At 57.2% G+C, this 26,250-nt stretch carries 22 protein-coding genes and 2 tRNA genes; 12 read left to right on the top strand and 12 right to left on the bottom strand.

Annotated features, from left to right (window positions below):
* Positions 1–87 precede the first annotated feature (87 nt).
* From AC27FC_RS01570 to AC27FC_RS01545, 6 genes are all read left to right on the top strand, one after another.
* Positions 88–1,830, top strand: a complete 1,743-nt coding sequence (locus AC27FC_RS01570) for an IucA/IucC family protein (protein ID WP_232960339.1) — start codon at positions 88–90, stop codon at positions 1,828–1,830.
* Entirely contained in the window at positions 1,830–2,777 is a 948-nt protein-coding gene (locus AC27FC_RS01565; RefSeq protein ID WP_196354221.1) for a GNAT family N-acetyltransferase, read from the top strand. Before AC27FC_RS01570 ends, AC27FC_RS01565 begins: the two co-directional genes overlap by 1 nt.
* Positions 2,774–4,516, top strand: a complete 1,743-nt coding sequence (gene iucC / locus AC27FC_RS01560) for an aerobactin synthase IucC (RefSeq protein ID WP_290098520.1) — start codon at positions 2,774–2,776, stop codon at positions 4,514–4,516. Before AC27FC_RS01565 ends, iucC begins: the two co-directional genes overlap by 4 nt.
* Positions 4,513–5,838: a lysine N(6)-hydroxylase/L-ornithine N(5)-oxygenase family protein gene (locus AC27FC_RS01555; protein ID WP_196354220.1), complete on the top strand. Its 1,326-nt coding sequence runs from the start codon at positions 4,513–4,515 to the stop codon at positions 5,836–5,838. The genes iucC and AC27FC_RS01555 overlap by 4 nt, the downstream gene beginning before the upstream one ends.
* A gap of 26 nt (positions 5,839–5,864) precedes the next feature.
* Entirely contained in the window at positions 5,865–8,054 is a 2,190-nt protein-coding gene (locus tag AC27FC_RS01550) for a TonB-dependent siderophore receptor (RefSeq protein ID WP_045142987.1), read from the top strand.
* 164 nt (positions 8,055–8,218) lie between these two features.
* A tRNA-Asn gene (locus AC27FC_RS01545) sits at positions 8,219–8,294 on the top strand.
* 54 nt (positions 8,295–8,348) lie between these two features.
* Here the strand turns inward: AC27FC_RS01545 and AC27FC_RS01540 are convergent.
* From AC27FC_RS01540 to AC27FC_RS01530, 3 genes are all read right to left on the bottom strand, one after another.
* Entirely contained in the window at positions 8,349–8,681 is a 333-nt protein-coding gene (locus AC27FC_RS01540) for a type II toxin-antitoxin system PemK/MazF family toxin (RefSeq protein WP_064672767.1), read from the bottom strand.
* Positions 8,682–8,939 (bottom strand): AbrB/MazE/SpoVT family DNA-binding domain-containing protein, encoded by a 258-nt coding sequence (locus AC27FC_RS01535; RefSeq protein WP_033145928.1) that lies wholly within the window; start codon positions 8,937–8,939, stop codon positions 8,682–8,684.
* Positions 8,940–9,230: 291 nt separating this feature from the next.
* On the bottom strand, positions 9,231–9,620 hold the full coding sequence (locus tag AC27FC_RS01530) for a RidA family protein (protein ID WP_058841452.1): 390 nt from the start codon (positions 9,618–9,620) through the stop codon (positions 9,231–9,233).
* 141 nt (positions 9,621–9,761) lie between these two features.
* Here AC27FC_RS01530 and AC27FC_RS01525 point away from each other — a divergent pair, with 141 nt between their 5' ends.
* Entirely contained in the window at positions 9,762–10,682 is a 921-nt protein-coding gene (locus AC27FC_RS01525) for a LysR family transcriptional regulator (RefSeq protein ID WP_196354219.1), read from the top strand.
* A gap of 74 nt (positions 10,683–10,756) precedes the next feature.
* On the opposite strand, the gene AC27FC_RS01520 is transcribed toward AC27FC_RS01525, so the two are convergent.
* From AC27FC_RS01520 to AC27FC_RS01510, 3 genes are all read right to left on the bottom strand, one after another.
* Positions 10,757–11,059, bottom strand: coding sequence for a helix-turn-helix domain-containing protein (locus tag AC27FC_RS01520; RefSeq protein WP_058841454.1), 303 nt, complete (start codon positions 11,057–11,059; stop codon positions 10,757–10,759).
* Between the two features lie 4 nt (positions 11,060–11,063).
* Complete coding sequence (locus AC27FC_RS01515; protein WP_196354218.1) at positions 11,064–11,417, bottom strand: type II toxin-antitoxin system RelE/ParE family toxin; 354 nt, start codon at positions 11,415–11,417, stop codon at positions 11,064–11,066.
* Positions 11,418–11,594: 177 nt separating this feature from the next.
* Positions 11,595–12,488, bottom strand: coding sequence for a LysR substrate-binding domain-containing protein (locus AC27FC_RS01510; RefSeq protein ID WP_196354217.1), 894 nt, complete (start codon positions 12,486–12,488; stop codon positions 11,595–11,597).
* Positions 12,489–12,658: 170 nt separating this feature from the next.
* On the opposite strand from AC27FC_RS01510, the gene AC27FC_RS01505 reads away from it, so the two are divergent.
* Positions 12,659–13,267, top strand: coding sequence for a glutathione S-transferase family protein (locus tag AC27FC_RS01505; protein ID WP_196354216.1), 609 nt, complete (start codon positions 12,659–12,661; stop codon positions 13,265–13,267).
* Positions 13,268–13,310: 43 nt separating this feature from the next.
* On the opposite strand, the gene cbl is transcribed toward AC27FC_RS01505, so the two are convergent.
* Both cbl and nac read right to left on the bottom strand, forming a co-directional pair.
* A complete protein-coding gene (cbl, locus tag AC27FC_RS01500) occupies positions 13,311–14,261 on the bottom strand; it encodes an HTH-type transcriptional regulator Cbl (protein ID WP_023336219.1) in 951 nt (316 codons plus the stop codon).
* 96 nt (positions 14,262–14,357) lie between these two features.
* Positions 14,358–15,275: a nitrogen assimilation transcriptional regulator NAC gene (gene nac / locus AC27FC_RS01495; RefSeq protein WP_033145933.1), complete on the bottom strand. Its 918-nt coding sequence runs from the start codon at positions 15,273–15,275 to the stop codon at positions 14,358–14,360.
* 320 nt (positions 15,276–15,595) lie between these two features.
* Between nac and AC27FC_RS01490 the strand changes: the two genes are divergently transcribed.
* Positions 15,596–15,671 (top strand) — tRNA-Asn (locus tag AC27FC_RS01490).
* 145 nt (positions 15,672–15,816) lie between these two features.
* Here AC27FC_RS01490 and ldtA read toward each other — a convergent pair.
* From ldtA to AC27FC_RS01475, 3 genes are all read right to left on the bottom strand, one after another.
* Positions 15,817–16,713 carry a L,D-transpeptidase gene (gene ldtA, locus AC27FC_RS01485; RefSeq protein ID WP_196354215.1) on the bottom strand — a complete coding sequence of 299 codons (897 nt, stop codon included), beginning with the start codon at positions 16,711–16,713 and terminating at the stop codon, positions 15,817–15,819.
* 61 nt (positions 16,714–16,774) lie between these two features.
* Complete coding sequence (locus AC27FC_RS01480) at positions 16,775–19,468, bottom strand: cation-transporting P-type ATPase (RefSeq protein WP_196354214.1); 2,694 nt, start codon at positions 19,466–19,468, stop codon at positions 16,775–16,777.
* 47 nt (positions 19,469–19,515) lie between these two features.
* Complete coding sequence (locus AC27FC_RS01475; protein WP_023312348.1) at positions 19,516–19,947, bottom strand: universal stress protein; 432 nt, start codon at positions 19,945–19,947, stop codon at positions 19,516–19,518.
* Positions 19,948–20,343: 396 nt separating this feature from the next.
* Between AC27FC_RS01475 and AC27FC_RS01470 the strand changes: the two genes are divergently transcribed.
* Genes AC27FC_RS01470 through AC27FC_RS01460 form a run of 3 tightly spaced genes read left to right on the top strand, consistent with a single transcriptional unit; the run spans position 20,344 to position 25,453 of the window.
* Complete coding sequence (locus tag AC27FC_RS01470) at positions 20,344–21,429, top strand: efflux RND transporter periplasmic adaptor subunit (RefSeq protein ID WP_064672772.1); 1,086 nt, start codon at positions 20,344–20,346, stop codon at positions 21,427–21,429.
* Complete coding sequence (locus AC27FC_RS01465) at positions 21,429–24,491, top strand: efflux RND transporter permease subunit (protein WP_196354213.1); 3,063 nt, start codon at positions 21,429–21,431, stop codon at positions 24,489–24,491. The genes AC27FC_RS01470 and AC27FC_RS01465 overlap by 1 nt, the downstream gene beginning before the upstream one ends.
* Positions 24,488–25,453: an acyltransferase gene (locus tag AC27FC_RS01460; RefSeq protein WP_069303050.1), complete on the top strand. Its 966-nt coding sequence runs from the start codon at positions 24,488–24,490 to the stop codon at positions 25,451–25,453. The genes AC27FC_RS01465 and AC27FC_RS01460 overlap by 4 nt, the downstream gene beginning before the upstream one ends.
* Here AC27FC_RS01460 and pagP read toward each other — a convergent pair.
* A complete protein-coding gene (pagP, locus tag AC27FC_RS01455) occupies positions 25,450–26,025 on the bottom strand; it encodes a lipid IV(A) palmitoyltransferase PagP (RefSeq protein ID WP_047061150.1) in 576 nt (191 codons plus the stop codon). The two genes, AC27FC_RS01460 and pagP, sit on opposite strands and share 4 nt — an antisense overlap.
* Between the last annotated feature and the right edge of the window lie 225 nt (positions 26,026–26,250).

The following is a 26,250-nucleotide window of genomic DNA, read 5'->3' as shown; positions in this document are numbered from 1 at the left end:
AAACAAATATTGCAAAAATGGTTGCGACTGTAAACAGAATGAATATCATAACGAGAATTATTATCAATCATGGAATGAGGTACATCTATGCGTGCTCTGCCCCGCTCTGCCGGTACAGACGTTGCAGCCCAGTGTTTTTTGAACGCCCTGTTGCGCGAAACGAAGGACTGGCGCTATCTCCCCGCTACCGCTGCGGATGCGTTACCGAACATTCATATCCCGCTGTCCCAAACCCAAGCGCTTCGGGTTCCGGTACGCTATTTCTCTCCCACCCAGCATCATCAGTACCGTTTCCCGGCCACGCTTCTTCAGAGCAACAGTGATGACGGTGACGCCGTCACATTTGATCAACTGGTTGATTTAATTCTTGAAAAACCGTCAGTAAAAGGCTCGCTGGATGCCGATACGCTGGCGCGTTTTAAGCAGCGCGTTCTTGAAAGCCATGCCCACACCTGGCAGGCGATCGATCTGCGCCACGGCTGGGTAAACCTGCGCGATATGCCGCTGACGTTTGCTGAAGCGGAACAGGCGCTGCTGGTCGGCCACGCGTTTCACCCGGCGCCGAAGTCGCACGAGCCGTTCAACGAAACAGAGGCGCGTCGCTATCTTCCTGATTTTGCCTCCCGCTTCCCGCTTCGCTGGTTTGCCGTTGAGAGCGCGCTCGTTGCCGGCGACAGCCTGAACGTCTCCCTGCGTGAGCGTCTGCTGCGCTTCGCGGCCCAGAGCGCGCCTGAGCTGCTCGGCCACTTCACCGACACCCGCTGGCTGCTGCCGATGCATCCGTGGCAGGCCGACTTTCTGCTGGAGCAGGACTGGTGCCAGCGTCTGGCGGAAAACGGTGCATTGCAGGACCTGGGTGAAGCGGGCGCGCAGTGGCTGCCCACCAGCTCCTCCCGCTCGCTGTACAGCGAAACCAACAGCGACATGATTAAGTTCTCCCTCAGCGTGCGCCTGACCAACTCCGTGCGCACGCTGTCGGTCAAAGAAGTTAAGCGCGGAATGCGCCTGGCGCGCCTGGCGAAAACGGAACGCTGGCAAGAATTACAGGCCCGCTACCCGACCATGCGCGTGATGCAGGAAGACGGCTGGGCGGGGCTGCGTGACGAAAGCGGCGTTATTCAGGAAGAGAGCCTGATGGCCCTGCGCGTCAATCTGCTGTTCGATACGCCAGACACCCAGACCAACGTGCTGGTGAGCCTTACCCAGGCCGCGCCGGACGGCGGCGACAGCCTGCTGGCCTCCGCGGTGCGCCGTCTGAGCCAGCGTCTGGATTTACCCCTCGCCAAGGCCGCCCGCTGCTGGCTGGACGCCTATTGCGACCGCGTGTTGCTCCCGCTGTTCAGCGCCGAGGCGGACTACGGCCTGGTCCTGCTGGCGCACCAGCAAAATATCCTCGTTGAGATGCAGCAGGATTTCCCCGTCGGACTGATCTACCGTGACTGCCAGGGCAGCGCGTGGACCGAAGGGGCCGACGCGTGGCTGAATTCAGCGGGCGAAACGGAGGTGGAAAACCGCTTCGGTGAGAGCCAGCTGCTGCGCTACTTCCCTTATTACCTGCTGCTGAACTCTACCCTTGCCGTCACCGCCGCCCTCGCCGCCGCCGGTTTCGACAGTGAGGAGAGCCTGATGTCCCGCGTGCGCGACGCGCTGGCCGAACTGCGCCGCACGGCGAAGCAGACCCGCTGCCTCGACTACGTCCTCGACAGCCCGACCTGGAACTGCAAAGGCAACTTCTTCTGCTACCTGCACGATCGCAATGAAAACACCATCGTCGATCCGGCGGTGATCTATTTCGACTTTAGCAACCCGTTTTACAAGGAGAAGGCGTAATGTCCATCGCGAATATCGTCCATTCCGGCTACGGCTTTCGCTGCACCGCAACGGATCGCGAGCTGCCGCTGACGTTGGGTCTCGACGGCAGCGCGGTGCTGGAGCGTCTGAATGGGATCCCGGACGGCTGGCTGGTCGAAGCACTCGATCAGCTGTTTGTTGCCGCGCCCGCGCTGACCGGCGTTACCCTGACCTGGGCAACCTGGCAGGATGAACCCCAGGCGCAGGCGCTGTTTAGCCTGGCCCACGGGGACTATCTGGCACGCGAAACCTTCTGGCAGCTGCCGCTGTGGCTGAAAGGCGAACGGCCGCAGGCCAGCGGCGGGATGCAGTTTGATGAGAGCCGTCAGCTGTACTTCCCGCTGCGTCCTCACCGCCCGCAGGGCGAAGTATACCGTCGCTACGATCCGCAAATTAAGCGCACCCTCAGCTTCCGCGTGGTCGACGTGGCGCTGGACGGCGAGCGCTTTACACGCTGGATGAACAACCCGCGCGTGAACGCCTTCTGGGAGATGGCTGGCCCGCAGGCCGAGCAGGAAAACTACCTGCGCCGTCAGCTTGACTCGACCTACTGCTACCCGGTTATCGGCTGCTTCGACGACCAGCCGTTCGGCTATTTTGAGCTCTACTGGGCGCCAGAAGACCGCATTGGCCGCCACTACCGCTGGCAGCCGTTTGACCGCGGGCTGCACATGCTGGTGGGCGAAGAGAACTGGCGCGGCGCGCAGTACATCCGCAGCTGGCTGCGCGGCCTGAGCCACTATCTGTATCTCGATGAACCGCACACCGCGCGAATTGTCGCCGAGCCGCGCTTCGACAACCAGCGCCTGTTCCGCCATCTGGCCTCCGCCGGTTTCGAGACGGTGAAAGAGTTCGACTTCCCGCACAAGCGCTCGCGCCTCATCATGAGCCAGCGCCACCGCTTCTTCAGCGAGGTGGAACTGTGAACGCGCTCTGGCAGAAAGTGAACCGCGAGATGGTGGCGAAGATCCTCGCCGAGCTGGAGTACGAACGCACCCTGCGCGCTGAGCCGGTTTCGTCGAACGGCTGGCGCATCACCATGGGCAACGAGTCCTGGCAGTTTCGCGCCACGCGCGGGATCTGGGGCTGGCTGCATATCGACCCGGATACCCTGACTACAGCCAGCGGCGATGCAGTGGAAGCGGAACGCGCGCTGCTGCAGCTGGCGAAAGTGCTGGAGATGAGCGACGCGCAAACGGCAGAGCATATGGAAGATCTCTACGCCACGCTGCGCGGCGACATGCAGCTGCTGCAGGCGCGTGAAGCGCTGGACGCGGACGCGCTGATCCACCTCGACCCGGACGAATTACAGTGTCTGATGAGCGGTCACCCGAAGTTTATTTTCAACAAAGGTCGCCGCGGCTGGGGCCTGGACGCGCTGCGTCAGTACGCGCCTGAGTATCGCGGACGTTTTCGCCTGCACTGGGTCGCCGTTCAGCGGGAGCATCTGGTCTGGAGCAGCGACGCCGATTGCGATATCAACTCTCTGCTGGCCAGCGCCATGGACAACGCCGAGCTCGCCCGCTTCAACGACCGCTGGCAGGCGCTGGGTCTCAACGACGGCTGGCTGCCGGTGCCGCTGCACCCGTGGCAGTGGCAGCAGAAGATCGCCATTCATTTCCTGGCGCAGCTGGCGCGCGGTGAGATGGTTGAGCTGGGCGAATTTGGCGACGAGTATCTGGCACAGCAGTCCCTGCGCACGCTCACCAACGCCAGCCGTCGCGCGCCGTATGACATCAAGCTTCCGCTGACCATCTACAACACCTCCTGCTATCGCGGCATCCCGGGCAAATACATTGCCGCCGGGCCGCTGGCTTCGCGCTGGCTGCAGCAGCAGTTCGCTACCGACGCCACGCTGATCCGCTCCGGTGCTCAGGTGCTTGGCGAACCCGCCGCCGGATATCTGTCGCATCCGGGCTATGCCGCGTTGCCGAAAGCGCCCTACCGCTATCAGGAGATGCTGGGGGTGATCTGGCGCGAGAATCCGTCCTGTTATGTAGAAGACGGTGAACAGGCGGTGCTGATGGCAGCGCTGATGGAAACCGATAACGCCGGGCGCCCGCTGATCGACGCGTGGATTAAACGCTCGGGGCTAAGCGCCGACGCGTGGCTTGAAAAGCTGTTCGAGGCAACGGTGATCCCGTTCTATCACCTGCTCTGCCGCTACGGCGTGGCGCTGATCGCCCACGGCCAGAACGTGACGCTGGTGATGAAGGATTACGTCCCGCAGCGCATCCTGCTGAAGGATTTCCAAGGCGATATGCGCCTGGTGGATGAGGATTTCCCGCAGGCCCAGAGCCTGCCGGAGCAGGTGAAGGCCGTCACGGCGCGCCTCAGCGCGGATTACATTATTCACGACCTGCAAACCGGTAATTTTGTGACGGTGCTGCGCTTTATGTCGCGCCTCACGCTGCAATGCGGCGTGAGCGAAACGCGTTTCTACCAGCTTCTGGCCGGGGTTTTACGGGGTTATATGGCGGCGCACCCGGATCTGGCAGAACGCTTCGCCAAATTCGATCTCTTCAAGCCGCAGATTATTCGCGTGATCCTCAACCCGGTCAAACTGACCTTCTCCGAACACGACGGCGGCAGCCGCATGCTGCCGAACTACGTCACCGACCTTGATAACCCTCTTTTTCTCGCCTCCCGGGAGTCAGCGCAATGAAAACCTATGATTTCATCGGCATTGGTATTGGCCCGTTTAACCTCAGCATCGCCGCTCTGGCCGAAGGGCTGGACGGCTTTAGCTCGCTGTTCCTTGAGCGTAAACCGCACTTCTCCTGGCACCCGGGGATGATGGTGCCGGACTGCCACATGCAGACCAGCTTCCTGAAGGACCTGGTCAGTGCCGTGGAGCCGACCAACCGCCACAGCTTCCTGAACTACCTGGTGCAGCGCAAAAAGTTCTACCGCTTCCTGACCACCGAGCAGCGCACCGTCTCCCGCGAAGAGTTTGCGGACTACCTGTGCTGGGCGGCGGAAAACCTCACCAATCTCGCCTTCAGCCAGCAGGTACAGCAGGTGAGCTTTGATGAGAAAAGCGGCCTGTTTGAGGTGATGACCCAGCGCGACCGTTTCCTGGCGCGCCACGTCTGCGTGGGGATTGGCAAACAGATCAACCTGCCTGACTGCGTCACCGCGCAGGACGATACCTGCTTCCACGCCAGCGAGATGATGCTGCGCACGCCGGATCTCGCGGGCAAGCGCGTCACCGTCGTCGGCGGCGGCCAGAGCGGGGCCGACCTGTTTTTGAATATCTTCCGCGGCGAATGGGGCCAGCCGCTGAGCCTGAACTGGGTATCGCGCCGCAATAACTATAATGCGCTGGATGAAGCCGCCTTTGCCAACGAGTATTTCACGCCGGAGTACGTGGACAGCTTCTCCACGCTGGGTGAAGAGGCCCGTCGGCAGATGCTGCACGAGCAGAAGATGACGTCCGACGGGATCACCACCGAGTCCCTGCTGGCGATTTACCGCGCCATGTACCACCGCTTCGAAGTGCTGCGTGAAAAACCCTGGGCGCATCTCCTGCCGTCCCGCTCGGTGACGTCCCTGACGCGCCAGGAAAACGGCCATCGCCTGAGCATTCAGCATCACCTCGACGGCGGCCGCGAGCAGCTGGAGAGTGACGTGGTGATTTTCGCCACCGGCTACCGCGCCGTGCAGCCCGCGTTCCTCGCGCCGCTGTCTCACCGCCTGCATCTGGATACGGACGAAGCCTTCTGCATTAACAACGATTTCACCCTCGAATGGGACGGCCCGCAGAGCAACCGCCTGTTCGCCGTGAATGCCGGGATACACCGTCTCGGCATTGCCGAACCCCAGCTCAGCCTGATGGCCTGGCGCGCAGCGCGAATTCTTAATCGCGCGCACGCCGACGAGCCGTTTGAGCTGGCCACCACACCCGGCGTTATCCACTGGCGCACCACCACCAGCCCGGACAGCAGCCCGGTTTTTAAATCATTAGCAAAAACCACCGAGTACTGACACACACAATCAGGATCAACATAACAATGAAACGTTCTCATCTTTGGGTTTTAAATCCTTGCTTGCTTGCAATGCTTTCTACCTCTGCGTGGGCGGAAGAACAAAAGGAAGAAAATATCGTGGTCTCCGCCAGCCGCGCGCACCGCAGCGTGGCGGAGATGGCGCAGACCACCTGGGTCATTGAACGGGCTGAAATTGAGCAGCAGGTTCAGGGCGGGAAAGAGATTAAAGAAGTGCTGGCGCAGCTGATCCCAGGTATGGACGTCAGCAGCCAGGGCCGTACCAACTACGGCATGAACCTGCGCGGCCGCTCCATGATGGTGATGGTGGACGGCGTTCGCCTGAACTCGTCCCGCAGCGACAGCCGCCAGCTGGACTCTATCGATCCGTTCAACATTGACCGTATCGAAGTGATCTCCGGCGCCACCTCGCTCTACGGCGGCGGCAGCACCGGCGGCCTGGTGAACATCGTCACCAAAAAGGGCCAGCCGGATACCGAAGTGGAGTTCCAGACCGGGGCAAAGAGCGGGTTTAACAGCCACAACGATCGCGATGAGAACGTGTCGGCAGCCGTAAGCGGCGGTAACGACAACGCCTCCGGTCGTCTGTCGGTGTCGTATCAGCGCTACGGCGGCTGGTATGACGGCAAAGGCAACGAGGTGATTATCGATAACACCCAGACCGGCCTCCAGTATTCCGACCGTATAGATGTGATGGGCACAGGCACCATCAACATTGACGATCGTCAGCAGCTGCAGCTGACGACCCAGTACTACAAGAGCGAGTCCGACGGCAAGCATGGGCTGTATCTCGGGAAAAACTTCTCGGCGGTAACAGGCGATGCGACCGCGTACAACAAAGATAATCTTGATTCTGACCGCGTACCGGGCACCGAGCGCCATCTGATTAACCTGCAGTACTCCAATACCGATTTCTGGGGCCAGGATCTGGTCGCGCAGATTTACTATCGCGACGAGAGCCTGACCTATTATCCATTCCCGACACTGACCAAAGGCGTGGTGAGCAGCATCGGCGCGTCCCAGCAGAAAACAGATTTCTACGGCGGCAAGCTGACGCTGAACAGCAAGCCGGTGGACGATTTAACGCTGACCTGGGGTGTGGATGCCGACCACGAAACCTTCGATGCCAACCAGCAGTTCTTCAACCTGAGCAAGGCTGCGGCGAGCGGCGGCATGGAGCTGGATAACGCCTACAACGTGGGCCGTTACCCGGGCTACAGCATCACCAACCTCGCCCCGTTCCTGCAGGCCAGCTACGACATTGACGCCATCACCCTGAGCGGCGGCGTGCGCTATCAGTACACCGAAAACAAGGTGGACGACTTTGTCGGTTATACCCAGCAGCAGGCCATCGCCACCGGGAAAGCCACCTCCGCCGACGCGGTGCCGGGCGGAAAAACCGATTACAACAACTTCCTGTTTAACGCCGGGATCCTCGGTCGCCTGACCGAACAGCAGCAGCTGTGGTTTAACTTCTCCCAGGGCTTCGAAATTCCGGACCTGGCGAAGTACTACGGCTCCGGCACCTATCAGCTCAGCAACGGTCACTATCGCCTGCTGAACAGCGTCAACGTGAACGACTCGACGCTGGACGGTATCAAGGTCAACGCTTATGAGCTGGGCTGGCGCTACACCGGCGATAACCTGCGCACGCAGGTCGCGGCGTATTACTCGCTCTCTGATAAAACCATCACCATCAACAAGACGGATATGACCATCAACCTGGAAGACGACAAGCGTCGTATCTACGGGGTTGAAGGTCAGGTGGACTATTTCTTCACCGACAGCGACTGGAGCACCGGTGCGAACTTTAACGCCATCAAGTCTGAAACGCGCGAAAACGGCAAATGGGAGAAGCTGACGGTTGACAGCGCCAGCCCGTCGAAAGCCAGCGCTTGGGTCAACTGGGCGCCGGGCGACTGGACCCTGCGCGTGCAGAGCACGCAGACCTTTGACGTGTCAGACTCCGACGGCAAGAAGATCGATGGCTATAACACGGTCGACTTCCTGGGCAGCTACGCCCTGCCGGTGGGTAAGGTCAGCTTCAGCGTGGAAAACCTGCTGGACAAAGACTACACCACCGCCTGGGGCCAGCGCGCGCCGGGGCTGTATAGCCCAACCTACGGCGCACCGGGGCTGTATACCTATAAAGGCCGCGGACGTACGTTTGGTCTGAACTACTCCGTACTGTTCTGATCCTGCGCGCCGCCTGCGGGCGGCGCATTTTGCTGTGTAATTTCAACGCGAATTTGCTATAAAATCAGCGATTTGCTGAAATTGTCGGCAAACAAACGAAAAGTGCGTTTTCACCCTTTGACAAGGCGTACCGAGGCCGCTACTATGCGCCTCGTTCACACGATTCCTCTGTAGTTCAGTCGGTAGAACGGCGGACTGTTAATCCGTATGTCACTGGTTCGAGTCCAGTCAGAGGAGCCAAATTTGAAAAGCCTGCTTTTGAAGCAGGCTTTTTGCTTTTCTGCGTCACTGATGTTAATTCAGAATCGCATCCAGCCTGGCAAGCACTTCATTTACAACGGCGTCAGGTATGCGTTCCAGCCGCATGCCGTTCCGGGCAGCCATATCAATGGTTCTGGGCTGGTCGCAGCGAATAACGCCCGTTGTTGTTGTTCCCGCCCCTTCCAGTGAAACGGTGAAACCTGCCGTACGTGCAAAGTTTCCGCCGCTGGTGACGGGAACCACTACCGGTAGCCGGGTCAGCTTGTTAAACGATGCCTTCGATACGATAAGAACCGGACGTTTTCCACTTTGCTCGTGGCCAGCAATCGGATCCAGCGAAACAAGCCAGATTTCCCCTCTGTCCATTTACAGGATCTCCCTGCCCACCGCAGGCGCATCGATCCATTCCCGCTCCTCTTCGCTCATTTCAGCGTGCGGATCGCACTGCGCCAGCAGCTCCTCAAGCGAATAGTGAGGCCGCTTCTGGGGTTCAATAATCAGGCAGCCATTATTAATGGTCATGCCGACTTCGCTGTCCGTCGACAGCTCCAGCGTTTTCAGCACGGCGGGAGGAACCGCCAGCATGATGGATCCGCCGACCTTTTTCAGACGAGTTGTATACATAGCGCACCTCCGAATATTATATTTTAATATAACATTCATGGCGGGAAGTGCACAATTAGTCATCAGATTCATGGTGATTTCCTTTTCGTATTTAGGTGTCCATAAAGCCGTTATCCATCGAAGGACAGTGCAGACGGGAACGAAGCGCGGAACTAAGAAGGCTGATAATAGAAAACTGTTTTTGCGGTTCAAAGGATTATGGCGAATCGGATAAACGAAATGCGAGGCGGCTTCCGGATCGGAGCTGCGCCCGCTGTATTGTCTTTTGACCGTCGGAAAGACCCGTAACGCTCAGGGCAGCCTGGCAATCACCTTAATCTCAAACTGGAATCCGTACAGCCACGTCACGCCGATCCCGGTCAACGTCGGGTAAGGCGCTTCCCCCCAATATTCTGGCAGGATACTCCAGATTGCGTCGAGGTTTGACTCGGGATCGACGACAAAGAGGGTAACGTCAACCACGTCACCGAACGTGCAGCCCGCAGCAGCGAGAACAGCATTAAGATTATCGAATGCCAGCCGGATCTGCGCGTTGAGATCCTCTTCAGGCGAACCATCCTCCCGGCTACCAACCTGTCCCGAAACAAACAGGAAGCCGTTAGATTTGATGGCGGGTGAATACCGGTTGCGCTCGTAGAGCGCCTGCCGACCGAAGGGAAAAACGGCTTCGCGTGTTGTCATGTTTGTGCCTCTGTAATGGGGCGAAATCGGCCCGGTGAACATAAACACACTTTACAGTTGCTGTAGCGGGCGGATAAACAAGCGACTTTGTCCATCATTGTTTGTAATATCCAAACAATCGGTGAAAAGAGAGAACAACGGATGGATCGTTTCGATGCGATGCGCGCCTTTGCTCGCGTGGTTGAGGCAGGCAGTTTCACCAAGGCTGCCCAAACGCTTCATATGAGCAAAACCACGGTGACGCAGCTTATTCAACAGCTGGAAGCGCGCCTGCGCGTCAAGCTGCTCCACCGCACCACCCGCAGGCTCGGTGTAACTCCTGATGGCGCGGTCTACTACGAGCGCGTCATCCGCCTGCTGGCGGACATGGAAGATGCTGAAAACAGCCTGTCCAGTGCGACGATGACGCCCCGGGGGCGACTACGGGTGGACGTGCCCACTCCTCTCGCTCGCCTGGTGCTGGTGCCCGCGCTACCGGCTTTTCACGCGCGCTACCCGGATATCCAGTTCGACATGGGCGTGAGTGACCGGGTGGTGGATCTGATCGGCGACAACGTGGATTGCGTCGTGCGCGGCGGGGAAATCAATGACCAGTCCCTGATCGCACGCCATGTCGGCGATCTGCAAATCGGTGTTTACGTCGCACCGAGCTATGTGGAACGCCTCGGCGCACCTGCGCATCCGCGAGAGCTGGAAAACACGGACCATCGCATAGTGGGATTCTTGTCCTCACGCACCGGTAAGGTTGATCCTCTGGTACTGCACGGTGAGAGCGAACATATTGAAATCACGGGCAGCTACGTGCTTGCAGTGGATGATGGCAATGCCTACCTCGAAGCCGGGCTCGCGGGATTAGGCGTGATTGCGCTACCCGTTTATATGGCGGCAGCACATCAGGCTTGTGGCTCCTTGATTCCGCTATTTGAAGACTGGCGTATTAACCCAATGCCCCTGTACCTGGCCTTTCCGCCGAACCGCCACGTTAACGCCAAACTGCGCGTTTTTATTGATTGGATCGTTGAATTGATGCAGCAGCATGTCCCCACTTCTACCCATAAATAACTGCATCTATTCGTTCATCACCGCGAGTGACGGTCATGCTGGCGGTTTTGAAGCAGGTTTTTTGCTTTTCTGCCCTACAGCACTAACTCATAGTGCGAGCCGTCCGGCAGCTCCACATCAAGCCGCAGCTTTCCGCCCGCCGCCTCAACGTAGCGCTTGAGAGAAGAGAGTTTCAAATCGCGCCCGGGCTTTTCCATTACCGCAACGGTAGGTTGCCTGATACCCAACGCCTGCGCCATTTCTACCTGCGTTTTTTGTACTTTCTCGCGTAACTCAGCAAGATGAATGTTGAGCAAAATATCCGTTGCTATCGCCTGAGCGCTGGCGACAACCTCCGGCTTTTCATCCGCTATAAGCTGCTCAAGGGTTCTTCCCATCGCGCTATTCCCTCTCTTTTAATGTATCCAGCCAGTGAGTGAATTCCTGGTCAGCAACGAGAAGCATCTCATCGTAGAATCGCCTTTCATTGCCGATCTTATTGCCCGCACAAAGCACGATACCCGTGCGGTTTGGATCAAAGGCGAAAAACGCCCGCAAGGGATCGCCCTTACTCTGAATACGTAGCTCTTTCATGTTGCTGTGACGAGAGCCTTTAAGCGTATCAGCGTAGGGTCTCGATAAACCCGGCCCCTTCTCTCGCAAAACAAGCAGTGCTGCAAGTACGCTGGCGCGTTCGGTATCGTCAAGCGAAGTGAACCAGCGATCAAACCTGTCCGTCGTGTTAATTGCCCACACAAGACCTCCCATCCAATATAGATCAAAAGCTATATACGTGCAAAGCTATAGCGATGATTATGCTGAGATGGAAAAGCAGAATCTTGTGGGGTTACGGAAATACTGAATGCGTGCCGGAGTAATTCTATGTCTCCCTTGTTGGATATTCATTTTGTTACGAGCAGCATCGGAAAAAGTTCAGCAGCCCAGCAACTGCCGCCAGGCCGCCACTTCCTCATCCAGCCACGCGACAAAAAGAGCCACCTCCGGCTTCGTCTCCGTTGACCGCGCTTTCACCAGCCAGTAAGGCCAGGGATACGGCGCGGTAATGGAGGTTAACTGGACCAGCTCGCCCCGGGTGATGGCATCCTGAACCAGAGAGCGGCGCTCCAGCGCGATGCCTTTCCCGAGCCGAACGGCTTCGATAATTAAATTCGAGTCGTTAATGCATAAACCGCCAGGCACGATCTCTTTCTCCAGCCCCGCATTTACGCACCACGTTTTCCACGACTCCATGGAAAAAATAATATGACTTTTTGCAATCTCAGCCGGCGTAGCGGGCAGCACACCGTCGTTATAGCCGGGTGCGGCCACCACAATAAGCTCATCGGAAAAAAGGTACTGGCTTTCGCTCCCTTCCCAGTTTCCCTTCCCCATTCGTATCGCGATGTCTGTTCCTTCCTGCTGCAGGCTGGTGACCGTCAGGCAGGCCTGGATCCGAAGGGTGATAAGCGGATATTTCGCCCGAAAGCGTTCCAGGCGCGGCAACAGCCAGTGGCATCCAAAAGACGGCACCATCGCCAGCGTCAGCTCCTGCTTTCTCGGCTTCACCTGTACAAGCCGGGTGGCATCCGCAATATGGTTCAACGCCTCGCGTACCTGTAAGGCATAGAGCCGCCCTTCTTCGTTGATCTGCACCCCGCGTCCCTGACGGATAAAGAGCTTTACGCCCACCATCTCCTCCAGCAGTTTGATCTGCTGGCTGATTGCGGAATGGGTAACGTGGAGTTCTTTCGCCGCCAGCGTCACGCTGCCAAGACGGGCGACGGCTTCAAAGCTTCGCAAACTGGCAATGGGTGGAAAATCCGACATGAAAGCACTCCCTTATCCGCGCTGGATGTATAACGGCAACTTGCCCACATGTCAGTAATACTAACCTTTACGGTAAGATACTGAAGATATTCGCCAGGAAGTTTGTATTGTACTGTCTGTTCATCCTCTTCAATGACGCGTTATTTCACAGAGACAGGAAAACGGCAACGATGATTAAGCTTGTTGGCATGATGGATTCACCTTATGTACGGCGCGTGGCGATCTCCCTTGAGCTTTATGGCGTTGAGTTTGAAAGCCAGCCGCTGTCGGTCTTTAGCACTTTCGAAGCGTTCTCCCGAATCAACCCCGCGGTAAAAGCGCCCACGCTGATTCTGGATAACGGAATACGTTTGATGGATTCGTCGCTGATACTGAATTATTTCGAGGCTCAGGCCACACCCGAGCGGAGACTTCTGCCCGTCGCGCCGGATGCGCTGGCAAACGATATTCAGACGCTGGGTTTTATCCTCGCCGCCGCAGAGAAAGCCGTGCAAAATGTGTATGAGCACAACCAGCGCCCGGTGGAAAAGCAGCACGCTTTATGGGTCGAACGCATTACAACCCAGCTGCTGGCGGCCTGCAGGGAATGGAATGCCTTGCTGGAGACGCGTCCGGCCTCCGCCGTTCCCGATCAGGTTGCCGTCACGAGCACGGTTGTCTGGACGTTTATTCAGTCGATGATCCCGCACATCGTTAACGCAGCGGATTTTAGAGGGATTCAGGCGGTTGCCGAATCATTTGAATCACAGGCGGTCTTTAAAAAATATCCGTTCAGCTAAGCGATGAGCCCGGTCAGCGCAGCGCTACCGGGCAAATCAGCACCTAAATCTGATAATCAATCGCCACTTCTTCCGGCTCCATCACCTGGCGTTTAATCTCATCTACCGACAGCCCGGCGTTGCAGAGTTCGATAAAGCGCCACACGTAGTTGCGCTGCAGCTGCCCGCGCTTCAGGCCAAGCCATACGGTGTTGGCGTCGAACAGATGACGCGTATCAAGACGCACCAGGTTCCCGTCCTCGCGTTCTCCGCTGGACTGTTCCGCCACCAGACCAATGCCCAGACCCAGCTCGACGTAGGTTTTGATCACGTCAGAATCCTGCGCGCTCAGCACCACGTCCGGCGTTAGCCCTTTGCGGTTGAAGGCCTCGTCTATGCGCGAGCGTCCGGTGATCCCCTGGCGGTAGGTGATCAGCGGCCATTTCGCAACGTCTTCCAGCGTCAGAGGGGAAACCTGATTCAGCGGATGATCGACCGGGAGTAACAGGCTGTGGTACCAGCGGAACCAGGGAAAGGCCACCAGCAGCGGGTCGTTGCTCAGGCGTTCGCTGGCAATGCCGATATCCGCCCCACCGTTTTGCAGCAGCACTTCAATTTCCTGCGGCGTGCCCTGGATGAGCTCCAGACGGACGTCGGGGAAAAGTTCGCGGAACGCTTTAATCACCGGCGGCAGGCTGTAGCGCGCCTGGGTGTGGGTGGTGGCGATGGTGAGTACGCCCGAGGCGTCATTGGTAAAGAGATCCGCCAGACGACGCACGTTGCTTGCCTCGTTGAGGATCCGCTCAGCGATGGTGAGCAAAGCCTTACCCGGCTCCGTCATGCCGAGCAGCCGCTTGCCGCGACGGATAAAGATCTCTATGCCCAGCTCCTCTTCCAGCTCGCGGATGTGGCGGCTGACGCCGGACTGAGAGGTATAAAGCATATTGGCGACCTCGGTCAGGTTGTAGTCCCGCCTGGCCGCCTCACGGATAATTTTAAGTTGCTGGAAATTCACGGTTCACTCCGGCGCATCTGACATAGCTCTATTGTTAGAGTCAGCCGCGCTGCAGAACAAATAATAAAAACCAGCATCTTATGCTTTTATGGAATATCAGCTCACGAGCTGGAGTTCACGGTTCTCAAGAGACGGCTTGCTGACCAGCGACATCAAAATCTCTTTTACCGCCTGTGCCTGCGGCGTCAGCGAACCGCGTGCAGACATGTTCAGCGACAGCGGCAGGCTCATCGAAGGCGTGGTGATCCGCGCCATCCAGCCGTTCGCCGCGCTGCACAGCGAGCGGGCTGCGGATTCCGGCAGAACCGTCACACCCATTCCGCTGGCAATGGCCGCGGTGAGCGTGGAGATTGAGTCAATTTCACCGATGATTTTGGCCGTCAGGCGGCGCAGGGAGAACGCTTCGTCCACGCGCACGCGCACGGCGCTGTAGTCGCGCGGCAGATAAAGGTTCATTTCTGCCACGGCGGTAAGGTCTACGCTCTGGCCCGGACAGTCGCGGGTGCCCACGAGGTAGAGATCTTCTTTCAGCAGCGGCTGGCTGGTGATGCCGGCGACCGGGGAGCGATCGTAAAGGACCGCCATATCCAGCTGGCCGTTGAGCAGTTTGTCATTCAGCACGGAGCCGCTGTTTTCGTGCAGGTACACCAGCACTTCTGGCAGCTCGGCGCGGACGGCCTGCAGCAGCGGCATAGTAATAGAGGACGCGGCCGTTCCCGGCGCCAGGCCGATAGACACGTGCCCGCTCAGGGTCTGTCCCACGTTATTCACCGCCAGCTGCGCCTGTTCACACTGGCGGAGGATGGTGCGCGCATGGGTATACAGGATTTTGCCTGCTTCCGTTGGCGTGACGCCGCGTTTGGTGCGGATCAACAGCTGCTGATCCATCTCGCCTTCCAGAGTAGCCACCTGCTGGCTCAGCGCAGGCTGCGCGATATGCAGCACTTCTGCCGCTTGAGTCAGGCTGCCGATATCGACGATTTTTACGAAGTATTTCAGTCGTCTTAAGTTCATTTTGCCCCCTGTTCGAAATGCTGTGCCGGAACCGGCTGTCGTTGTTGAACAGGTTTTGCAATATGAATGCCACTTTTACCAGGCGGTCTAAATTGTTCGCTAAGCGCCTGAAAATAAGGAAACCTAATCATGGAGGGGGGTTTTATTACCGAAACAGCAGTTTATGATCTGCCCCATTAGGGGTATGCCCGCACCATGACGGTGCATTCCGCTGCCAAAAACATCACTTTGCCGATTTTGTCAGCAAACGATCAAAAGGCGTTGATCCACCCTTTGACAAGGCGAACGCAGGTCGATAATATGCGCCCCGTTCACACGATTCCTCTGTAGTTCAGTCGGTAGAACGGCGGACTGTTAATCCGTATGTCACTGGTTCGAGTCCAGTCAGAGGAGCCAAATTTGAAAAGCCTGCTTTTAAAGCAGGCTTTTTGCTTTTCTGCGCAAGGTAAATGCAAAACGGCAACCGGGTTGCCGTTTTTAGTGTGTGCACCCTCTCCCGTGGGAGAGGGCTGGGGTGAGGGCACCAGCCCGCACTATCCCTTCACATGCCAATCTTAACCGGCATCCCCGACCGCCGTTCCAGCTCAGCGCCCGCGCCCTCGTTTATCAGCTGCGTTCGCTGCGCGGCTGAAATAGGCAGCGGCACTTTCCGGGTTGATTCAAACTCCGCATGGTTACGTGATAATGGCTCGTGAACCTCCACCCAACGGCTGCCGTCCGGCTCCGTGGTCATTTTTACGGGCCGATCGATAAGCTGCACGCGGGTTCCCACGGGAACGTTATCGAAAAGATACTTGATGTCGTTATTACGCAGACGAATACAGCCCTGACTTACCCGCAGCCCGATGCCGAAATTCGAGTTTGTGCCGTGAATGGCATACAGCCTGCCGATATAAATCGCATACAGCCCCATCGGGTTATCCGGCCCGGCGGGCACGAATGCCGGCAGCGTTTTCCCTTCTGCCGCATAGGCACGGCGCGTATTCGGCGTTGGAGACCAGGTTGGCCCCTCCTGCTTACGCTCAACGGCCGTCACCCAGTTACGCGGGGTTTCACGCCCGGCCTGACCGATACCGATGGGCAGCACTTCAACGGTGTTACCGCCTGGCGGGTAGTAGTAGAGACGCATCTCCGCCGCATTCACGATAATGCCCTCGCGGACGGTGTCAGGCAAAATCAGCTGCTGGGGTATCACCAGCCGGGTGCCAGGTTTGGGCAAAAAAGGATCCACGCCCGGGTTTGCTTCCAGCAGGTTGCTCAGCCCCTGCCCGTGCTGCGCGGCAAAGGCTTCCAGAGGCAGCGTATTGCCTTCGGGAACGGTGATGATAATCGGGGTGCCCACCAGACGACTGCCTTCCGGCGGGAGCGTATAGGTTACGGCAAACGCACCGGGTACAGCGGCACACAGCGTAAGGACGAACCAGGTAAGTCGAATCATAGTTTTCTGCGCTCAAAAAAGAGAAAGCCCGGACTCAGGCAGGCTTTCTCAGTTTACGCTATCACGCCTCGGTTTTGCGCCACCTGCGCGTCAGCACTTTCTCCGCCTCGACAATAAGGAACATCACAAAACCAATCAGGAAGGTGATGACCCAGTAGCGGAACGGCAGCGCTTCGGTGCCAAACAGCATCTGCATGAACGGTGCGTAAATGATAAGAAGCTGCAACGCCAGCAGTACGCCGCTCACGATCCAAATTCCTTTGTTCGCCAGCAGGCCTTTGCTCAGCGAGAAGCCGTCATTCACGCGACAGTTGAGCATGTAGAACCACTGCGCAGTGACCAGGGTTTGCAGCAGCACGGTGCGGATAAATTCTGCCGAGTAGCCGCGCGGCTGTAGCCAGGCTTCCAGCACGAAGGCGCTGATGGCAATCATCAGACCGACAAACACCACGCGCCAGATGGCATAGCCGTCCATCACATGGAGATTCGCCTTGCGCGGTGGCCGGTTCATGATGTCCTTCTCACCCGCTTCAAACGCCAGGCCAAACGACAGCGTTGCCGACGTCGCCATGTTCATCCACAGGATCAGGACCGGCGTCAGCGGAATCAGGTTCCCCGCCAGCAGCGCGATGATGATCAGCAGAGCCTGCGCGATGTTGCTGGGGATAACGAACAGAATGGTCTTTTTCAGGTTGTCGTAAACCCGGCGTCCCTCGTGCACCGCGCTGGCAATGGTGGCAAAGTTGTCATCCGTTAACACCATGTCGGCGGCTTCCTTGGTCACTTCCGTCCCCTTAATCCCCATGGCGATACCCACATCCGCCCGCTTGAGCGCGGGGGCATCATTTACGCCATCCCCGGTCATGCCCACGACTTCCTGTTTACTTTGCAGAGCCTGCACAAGGCGGAATTTATCCTCCGGGCTGGTTCGGGCGAAAATATCGTACTGCTGTGCGGCGTCGCTCAGCTGACGATCGTCCATCGCCTCCAGCTCACGTCCGGTGATAGCGCTTGCGGCGTTACCAATCCCCAACATTTGCCCAATGCTCATGGCCGTTTGCGGGTGGTCACCGGTGATCATTTTCACGCGGATCCCGGCCTGCAGACAGTCGGCAATGGCGGTAATGGCCTCCGGACGCGGCGGATCCATCATTCCTGCGATACCCAGCAGGATCACGCCGTCATGCAGGTCCGGGTGATCCAGCTCGCGTTGTCCCTCGTGGGCAGGTTTCCAGGCCGCAGCCACCATGCGCAGCCCCTCACGGGCATACTCTTCAATCTTCCCTTCCCAGTAAGGCTGATCGAACGGCTGCAGCCCGTCATTCGTCTGCTGGTACTGGCAGAGGCGGAACAGGACGTCCGGCGCGCCGGTGATTAAAATCACCTCTTCATCGCCCAGCCGGTACAGCGTGGACATGTATTTATACTGCGAATCAAACGGGATTTTACTGCGCATTTCGGTATCGAGCGGTGGGAGCGGGATTTTCGCCGCCAGCACCTTCAGCGCGCCCTCGGTTGGGCCCCCGGTGATTTTCCACAGCCCCTGCTCGTCTTTGATCAGCTGGCTGTCATTACAGAGATCAATGGTGCGCAGATAGCGTTCCAGCAGGGAACCCTGCGTCACGCTGACGGGCGTCGGGTCATCTACGGGGTGAATATTCCCCACCGGTTCGTAGCTGTCGCCCTCTACGCGATAGGTCGTGTCAGCGGTAATCACCGCTTTGACCGTCATTTCATTCATCGTCAGGGTGCCGGTTTTATCCGAGCAGATGACCGTCATCGCCCCCAGCGTTTCCACCGTAGGCAGCTTGCGAATGATAGCCTTGCGACGCGCCATGGCCTGTACGCCAAGCGAAAGGATGATGGAAATGATGGCCGGCAGGCCTTCCGGCACGGCGGCAACGGCGAGGCTAATAAGCGACAGCACCAGTTCAGAAACCGGCATATCCCGGAACAGGAGGCTAAAGACAAACAGCGCCACCATCATCACCAGGATAGTGATGAAGATGGTCTTACCGAGCTTATCCATCTGCACCATCAGCGGCGTGCGGTGTTTTTCAATGTCGGACATCATCTGATTGATGTGGCCCAGTTCGGTCTCGCCCCCGGTTGCCACCACCACGCCTTTACCGCCGCCGGAGCTAACGGTAGTGCCTGAGTAGAGCAGATTATACCGGTCACCTAAGGGCAGTTCCCCGCTTAACGCATCGCTGTTTTTCTCAACAACGGTGGATTCGCCCGTCAGGATGGCCTCCTCCACGCGAAGGTTATGCGCTTCAATCACGCGCAGGTCCGCAGGGATACGATCCCCGGCGCGGATCACCACGATATCTCCCGGAACCAGCGCCGTGGTGGGGATCGTTTCGTGATTCCCCTGTCGTACCACCACGGCTTCGCTGGAGAGCATATTGCGAATACTCTGCAGCGATTTTTCAGCATTGCTCTCCTGGATATGGCCAATCAGCGCGTTAATGATGGCAACCCCAAGGATCACAAACATGTCTACCCAGTGGCCCATGAAGAGCTTAAGCAACGCGGCCACCAGCAGAACGTAAATCAATACGTCGTTAAAATGCGCCAGGAAGCGCAGCCAGGCGGGTTTACCCTTTTTTTGCGGTAACGCATTCTCACCATGCTGCTGAAGTCGGGCTGATGCCTCTGTGCCGCTAAGGCCTTCCAGGGTGGAGTGAATATTCGACAGGGTTTCATCAACGGTTTGTTGATAATACGGACGTTCAGGTTTTCCTGTTTTCATCGTTCCTTCCTCAGGTTCTATTCAGAAATCACCTTGCTTCTCTGTAATTAACGAATAACGAAAACAGGAACATGTGCGTAACGAACAATACTTGCCGCCTCCGATCCTAACAAATGGGTTTGAATATTTGGATTTCGCGAGCCGACAATAATCGCGCCGACGGTAAGTTCATCCGCCAGCTTAATAACCTCATCACGAACATTCCCGCTACGGACATGGAGATGAACACGCTCTTCTGGCAGATTTACTTTTTTGACCAGGTCAGACAGCTTTTCTTTCGAATTATTAATCATATATTCATCCATTTTGCGCGCATCTGAAATAAAACCACGCGTCAGTTCGGCTGAAAATTTGGGCATGACGTGCAGCAAATGAATGTCACCCGATGCGCTTTGCGCCAGAAACTGTGCATGCTGCAACGCTTTATCCGCAAGGCTTGTCTCGTAGACATCCACCGGAACGAGAATGTTTTTATACATATCGAGCATCCTTTTTATAACCAACACGAGAGTGAATGAAGCAAAAAAACGCATTAAATGCAGGGGGTTGCCCTTAATGCCAGTTACGGTAAAAAAAGATGATTAACATTAAACGTAGCACAGGAATATCAGGTTTAGCGCTTCCCCACTGATAATGGTTATTTAACATTTATCTTTTCGCCGACTATGCTCATAGTCAGCTACCGCTTCCGGCTCATGGAGGAATGTATGTATGGTTTAAGCCTGATCCGTCTGGGTATGTTTATTGCGCTTGCCATTATCGCCAGCACGGCGATTGGTTTATTTACCTATATGGTCGTCACTGTTCTGGCAGAATAGTGTCACCCCTGTCCAGGTTATGGAATAAATAAAACAGTTATTTATTAGGGGAATACAGTGAACCGCTACCTCTCTCTTTTACCGTTCGTTTTGTTAACGCTCACGGCGTGCGACCCGAAACCGAAGCAAGACTCCCCCCTTCCCAGGATGGTAAAAGTGGCGGAGGTGACGGTTCCCGGTCACGCCCAGCAGCGCGTTTTCCCCGCCCGCATTGAATCGGGCGATGCCACAGACCTTTCCTTCAAGCGCGCAGGTCAAATTGAAGCGCTGGATGTGCGTCAGGGCGCAGCCATCAAGCAGGGGCAACAGCTTGCCAGACTGAACGCCCGTGAAGCCCAGCAGCGGGTTAACGACAGACAAACGGCGGCGACGCTGGCCCAGAGGCAGTTCGATCGCTTCCAGACGCTGGCGGGCCGGCAGGCGATTTCGAAAGCGGAAATGGACGTGCAGCGTGCGAACCGCGATTCGGCGAATGCGGCGCTGCAGATTGCCCGGGAAGAGCTGAATCAGATGACGCTCGTCGCCCCCTTCAGCGGGACGGCGGCCAGCGTACATGTCCGAAATCATCAGGTGGTGTCCCCCGGTCAGCCCATTGCCACGTTAACCCGCACCGACCTGCTTGACGTGGTGTTCAGCATCCCTGAAAACCTGTTTAAGACCTTTGATATCCGCAACGCGCAGTATCGGCCCGTGGTGAGAATTAACGCCATTCCGGATCGGGAATTTACCGCCGTCTACAAAGAGCACTCGGGCAGCAGCGACAGCAATACCCTGACCTGGCAGGTCATACTGACCATGCCGCGGCCAGATGATTTTCCCGCCGTCGGTGGCGTAAGCGGTACGGTGACCATCAATTTAACCAACCTCCCGGCGGGCGCGGGCGCTCAGGCGCTGGTCGTACCGGTTGAGGCAGTCTTTAACCCGGACAACAGCCCGCGCAATGAGCCGCACGTCTGGGTCGTAACGGGCGAAGGCGACGCGCTCCATCTTGAAGACCGCAAGGTCAGCGTGGGACAAGTGAGTACTGAAGGCGTGGTGATCACCAGCGGGCTTAAGGCGGGCGAACGCGTGGTGGCCGCGGGCGTTGGGGAGCTCCATGCTAACCAGCCGGTGCGTATCTGGACGCGTGAACGGGGACTGTAATGGATATCTCTCGTCAATTTATCAATAACCCTGTTCGCGTCTGGCTAACGATCCTGCTGCTGGGCATCGGGGGGATTTTTGCCCTGTTGAATATCGGCAGGCTGGAAGATCCCGCCTTTACCATCAAAACCGCAGTGGTGGTCACCCACTACCCCGGCGCATCCGCTCAGCAGGTGGAAGAAGAGGTGACGCTTCCGCTGGAGAATGCCCTTCAGCAGCTGCCTTATCTGGATAACGTCAGCTCTATCTCGTCAAACGGTCTGTCGCAAATCACCGTTAACATCGCGTCACGCTATCACTCGAACGAGCTGCCGCAGATTTGGGATGAACTGCGCCGCCGCGTGGGCGATGCCTCGCGTCAGTTCCCGCCCGGCGTCGTCACGCCCTTTGTAAATGACGATTTCGGCGACGTGTTCGGCTTCTTCTTCGCCATTTCCGGGAATGAATTCAGTAACCCTGAACTGGTGAGATACGCGGAGCAGCTTCGCCGCGAGTTAATTCTGGTCCCCGGGGTTGCGAAGGTCGCCATCGGTGGGGCGATTAGCCAGCAGGTCAACATTGATATCTCCCTGAGCAAAATGGCCGCGCGCGGCATTACGCTGAACCAGCTTTCCGCCCTGCTCAGCAGACTTAACGTTGTTTCCAGCGCAGGAGAAATCACCTCCGGCACCGAATCCATTCGCCTGCACCCGACCGGCGAGTTCGGGAATCTTGATGAACTGGCGGATCTCATCATCACGCCTTCCGGCACCGGGGCGGCGACGCGTCTGCGGGATATCGCCACGCTGTCGCGCGGGCTGAACGAATCGCCAGCGAGTATCTACCATGCCAACGGCAAAAAAGCCGTCACCATGGGCGTCTCGTTTATTCCCGGGGTGAACGTGATCGACGTGGGCCACGCGCTGGAGGCGAAGCTAAACCAGATGTCGGCGGAAAAACCGGCCGGCATACGGATAGACCTGTTTTACGATCAGGCAGCCGAAGTGGGCCACTCTGTTAACGGTTTTATTATTAACTTCCTGATGGCGCTGGCGATTGTCATCGGCGTGCTGCTGATCTTTATGGGCGTACGCAGCGGGATCATCATTGCGGTTTCTCTCGCCCTTAACGTGCTGGGCACGCTGCTGATTATGTATCTGTGTGGCATTGAGCTACAGCGCATCTCGCTTGGGGCGCTGATTATCGCCCTCAGCATGCTGGTGGATAACGCCATCGTGATTGTCGAAGGGGTATTGATTGCCCGACAGCAGGGCTCCCCGCTGCTAACCGCCATAAACTACATCATCCGCCGCTCCGCCCTGCCGCTGCTGGGGGCGACGGTGATTGCCATCCTGGCGTTTGCCCCTATCGGGCTGTCGCAGGATTCCACCGGGGAATACTGTAAATCCCTGTTCCAGGTGCTGCTGATTTCCCTGATGCTGAGCTGGTTTTCGGCGTTCACCCTCACCCCGGTGCTGATTAAGTGGTGGTTGTTTAAAAACGACAGCGCGCCGGACAACGCTGACGAGTCAGATCCTTATGACAAACATCTCTACCGCCTCTACCAGCGCCTGCTTAACACGCTGCTGAGCCATAAGGCACCGACGCTCATTGTGATGGCTGCGCTGCTGGCAGCGTCTGTCTGGGGCTTCGGCGCCGTACGGCAAAACTTTTTCCCGTCGTCTAATACGCCCATTTTCTTTGTCGACCTGTGGTTACCCTACGGTACCGATATCAAGTGGACTGAGAAAATGACCAGCGATATCGAAAAAACCATTAACGGCCAGCCTGGCGTGGAGACCACCGTCTCAACCATTGGTCAGGGAAGTATGCGCTTTATTCTGACCTACAGCGGACAGCGCCAGTACAGCAACTATGCGCAGATCATGGTGCGCATGGACGACCAGCGCAACATCTCCGCCCTGACGCGCCACGTGGACGAGTACATCGCGCGAAACTATCCGCAGGTCAACGCCAGCACCAAACGCGTGATGTTTGGCCCCTCCGGCGACAGCGCCATTGAGGTGCGCATTAAAGGCCCCGACCCTGACCGGCTGCGCCTGATTGCCAGCCAGGTGGACGATATCCTCACGCGCGACCCGGCCACGGGCAGCGTCAGGAACGACTGGCAAAACCGCAGCAAGGTGATCCGCCCACAGTACGTTGCCGCCCTGGGCCGCGAGCTTGGCGTAGATAAGCAGGACGTCGACAACGCGCTGGAGATGAACTTCTCCGGCAGCCGGGCGGGGCTGTACCGGGAAGGCAGCGACCTGCTCCCGGTCGTGGTGCGCCCGCCTGAGAGCGAACGGCTGGACGCCAGTCACCTGAACAACGTGCTGGTCTGGAGCCAGACGCGGCAGCAGTATATCCCGCTGAGTAACGTCGTCAGCCGCTTCTCGCTGGAGTGGGAAGATCCGCTCATCCTTCGACGCGACCGCTCGCGGGTGCTGACGGTGCAGACGGACCCGGACCCGCTGAGCCAGCAAACCTCCGGGGATATTCTCGCCCGGGTGAAGCCGCAAGTAGATGCCCTTCCCCTGCCACACGGCTACAGCATCGAGTGGGGGGGCGACGCGGAAAACTCCAGCGAAGCGCAGCAGGGGCTATTCACTACGCTACCTCTCGGGTATCTGGTGATGTTTGTCATTACGGTGCTGATGTTCAGCTCGGTAAAAAATGCGGTCGCTATCTGGCTGACCGTACCGCTGGCGCTGATTGGCGTGACGCCGGGATTTTTACTTACCGGCATTCCCTTTGGCTTTATGGCGCTGATTGGTCTGCTGAGCCTGAGCGGAATGCTCATCCGCAACGGCATCGTGCTGGTGGAAGAGATCGAACAGCAGAAAACGCAACAGGATCAGCACAGCGCGATCGTGTACGCCGCGACCTCACGTCTGCGCCCCATCCTGCTCACCGCGTTCACGACCGTACTTGGCCTGGCTCCGCTGCTGCTGGACGTTTTCTTCCAGAGCATGGCCGTTGTGATTATGTTTGGACTGGGGTTTGCTACAATCCTGACGCTGCTGGTACTCCCCGTGATCTATGCGTGTTTCCATCGTAAGGACGAAGCCAAACAACAATGAATGCGACAGGGCTGAACATTATCAAGACGCTGGGCTGTATGACGGCGGTGACCTTCTTTACCATCTACAACACCTGGGATCATTATGATTATGACTATCACTGGATCCTGGGGTTTTTAACCTTTATTTCGACGATCGCCACGCCGCTGTTTTTTGTCGTTGCGGGCTATCTCGACGGACAATCACGGCACGGCACCCGCTGGCAGCTGGGTAAAATTAAAAGTCTGGTGATTGTTTTTCTGTTCTGGATAACGATCTACTACCTGTGGGAGCCCTATCAGCGCGGGTATTTAATCCAGCCCTGGTTCGTGTTTGCGTTTGTGGTGATTTACACCTTCCACCCGGCGGTGGAGTGGCTCAGCCAGCGGCGAAGGCTGTTCTGCGGCGCGATTGCCGCCCTGCTGCTCTTTTCCTACGGATACGATCTGCTATCGGCGCTCTATCCTGGAACGCACGCCCTTTCTCTTTCACCGCAGTATCGGCTGTGGACATGGCTGCTGTTTTATCTGACGGGGCAACTCTTTTGCGACCCGAAAATTGCCGAGTGGATTAGCCGCAAAAATGTCGTCAGGGCGGCGGTTGTCGCCATCCCGTTTATCTACCTCTTCACCTGGTTTTACGAGCGCCACTTCTTCTTCGCGCTGTTCAAGGCGGACAGAAACGCCTTTATTCTCACCGGCTCGCAGATTTACATTTTGATCATCGCGCTGGTGATTGCGGCGAACGGCGTGCGCTTTCGCCGCAATGCTGAATTTAAGGAGTCCATTCTGGCCGCCATCAGCAAAACGATGACCGGCGTGTATATTGTGCACTACTCGGTGTTTCATCTGCTGACGGCGCTGATACCGGTGACCTCTCTCGGTATGAAGCTGGCGTTGATTGTGCTCACCTTCGTCACCTCAGTTCTGTTCTCCATGCTGGTATTGTCTAACGCCGTGGCAAAAAAGGTGATCACCCTTTAGAAGCCTAAGCGCAGCCAGGCAAAGAGCACGTTGCCGTTGTTATAGGTTCCTGGAATATAGGTGAACTGGACGGTAACGCGCTTATACCCGGCCGAAAACAGCGGGAAGATGAACGGTAGCGGGACATAGTTTGCAAAATCATCTCGCGCCGTGATGCCCGCCGCGGCACCGAGCCCAAGACGGAAATCTTTGGCATCATCGAGATACCAGCCCTTCTCCCAGCCATAGCCCATCGCGGGCTGCCATTCGTTGTGCGAGTCCTTGAACATCATTGCGAACAGCGCGCTCCAGTTGCCCTCTTCGTTATAGCGGGAAACGCCCAGCCCGCCGCCCCACGGCATTTCATTGTAATTGTCGGTTTTTTCTTTGTCGTACATAAAGCGAGCGTGCCAGCTCAGAAACGGCAGGTACAGGTCGTAACGTTGGGGCTCTTTCCAGGTTTGCGAAATATCATCCGTCAGCGCATTCCACCAGCCGCTGATACGCTGTTCACCATAGACGTTGGGCTCCGCATGAAGCGGTGCGACGAATAAAAACAGGACCATCCAGAATGCCGAAAAGGTGCGTTGCATCGTTATTCCCTCAGCTTAACTTACGCAGCGGTCACTATTACTGTAAACCATTCAGCCTTTAACGGAGCCAGAAGACACAATTATCTCGCTGCAGGTGGGGATGAAATTTATTTATTCAGCACCATCCGGAAAGATAAAAACGTTTTCTCAGGCGTTCTGTCGCGGTAGTCTCATAGGTTCCGTTTATATGACGGCCGCTATGTGAGTGACCTTTTCTTATACCAA

This window comes from Enterobacter sp. C3_dUdeg (assembly GCF_057536195.1).
The sequence above is the reverse complement of the archived record's forward strand: the minus strand, read 5'-3'. Positions and strand labels throughout refer to the sequence as shown.

Bases quoted from the DNA above. Each gene is read 5' to 3' on its own strand.
- AC27FC_RS01570 (WP_232960339.1), top strand. From the start codon at position 88: ATGCGTGCTCTGCCCCGCTCTGCCGGTACAGACGTTGCAGCCCAGTGT.
- AC27FC_RS01565 (WP_196354221.1), top strand. From the start codon at position 1,830: ATGTCCATCGCGAATATCGTCCATTCCGGCTACGGCTTTCGCTGCACC.
- AC27FC_RS01555 (WP_196354220.1), top strand. From the start codon at position 4,513: ATGAAAACCTATGATTTCATCGGCATTGGTATTGGCCCGTTTAACCTC.
- AC27FC_RS01550 (WP_045142987.1), top strand. From the start codon at position 5,865: ATGAAACGTTCTCATCTTTGGGTTTTAAATCCTTGCTTGCTTGCAATG.
- AC27FC_RS01540 (WP_064672767.1), bottom strand. From the start codon at position 8,681: ATGGACAGAGGGGAAATCTGGCTTGTTTCGCTGGATCCGATTGCTGGC.
- AC27FC_RS01535 (WP_033145928.1), bottom strand. From the start codon at position 8,939: ATGTATACAACTCGTCTGAAAAAGGTCGGCGGATCCATCATGCTGGCG.
- AC27FC_RS01530 (WP_058841452.1), bottom strand. From the start codon at position 9,620: ATGACAACACGCGAAGCCGTTTTTCCCTTCGGTCGGCAGGCGCTCTAC.
- AC27FC_RS01525 (WP_196354219.1), top strand. From the start codon at position 9,762: ATGGATCGTTTCGATGCGATGCGCGCCTTTGCTCGCGTGGTTGAGGCA.
- AC27FC_RS01520 (WP_058841454.1), bottom strand. From the start codon at position 11,059: ATGGGAAGAACCCTTGAGCAGCTTATAGCGGATGAAAAGCCGGAGGTT.
- AC27FC_RS01510 (WP_196354217.1), bottom strand. From the start codon at position 12,488: ATGTCGGATTTTCCACCCATTGCCAGTTTGCGAAGCTTTGAAGCCGTC.
- AC27FC_RS01505 (WP_196354216.1), top strand. From the start codon at position 12,659: ATGATTAAGCTTGTTGGCATGATGGATTCACCTTATGTACGGCGCGTG.
- nac (WP_033145933.1), bottom strand. From the start codon at position 15,275: ATGAACTTAAGACGACTGAAATACTTCGTAAAAATCGTCGATATCGGC.
- ldtA (WP_196354215.1), bottom strand. From the start codon at position 16,713: ATGATTCGACTTACCTGGTTCGTCCTTACGCTGTGTGCCGCTGTACCC.
- AC27FC_RS01480 (WP_196354214.1), bottom strand. From the start codon at position 19,468: ATGAAAACAGGAAAACCTGAACGTCCGTATTATCAACAAACCGTTGAT.
- AC27FC_RS01475 (WP_023312348.1), bottom strand. From the start codon at position 19,947: ATGTATAAAAACATTCTCGTTCCGGTGGATGTCTACGAGACAAGCCTT.
- AC27FC_RS01465 (WP_196354213.1), top strand. From the start codon at position 21,429: ATGGATATCTCTCGTCAATTTATCAATAACCCTGTTCGCGTCTGGCTA.
- AC27FC_RS01460 (WP_069303050.1), top strand. From the start codon at position 24,488: ATGAATGCGACAGGGCTGAACATTATCAAGACGCTGGGCTGTATGACG.
- pagP (WP_047061150.1), bottom strand. From the start codon at position 26,025: ATGCAACGCACCTTTTCGGCATTCTGGATGGTCCTGTTTTTATTCGTC.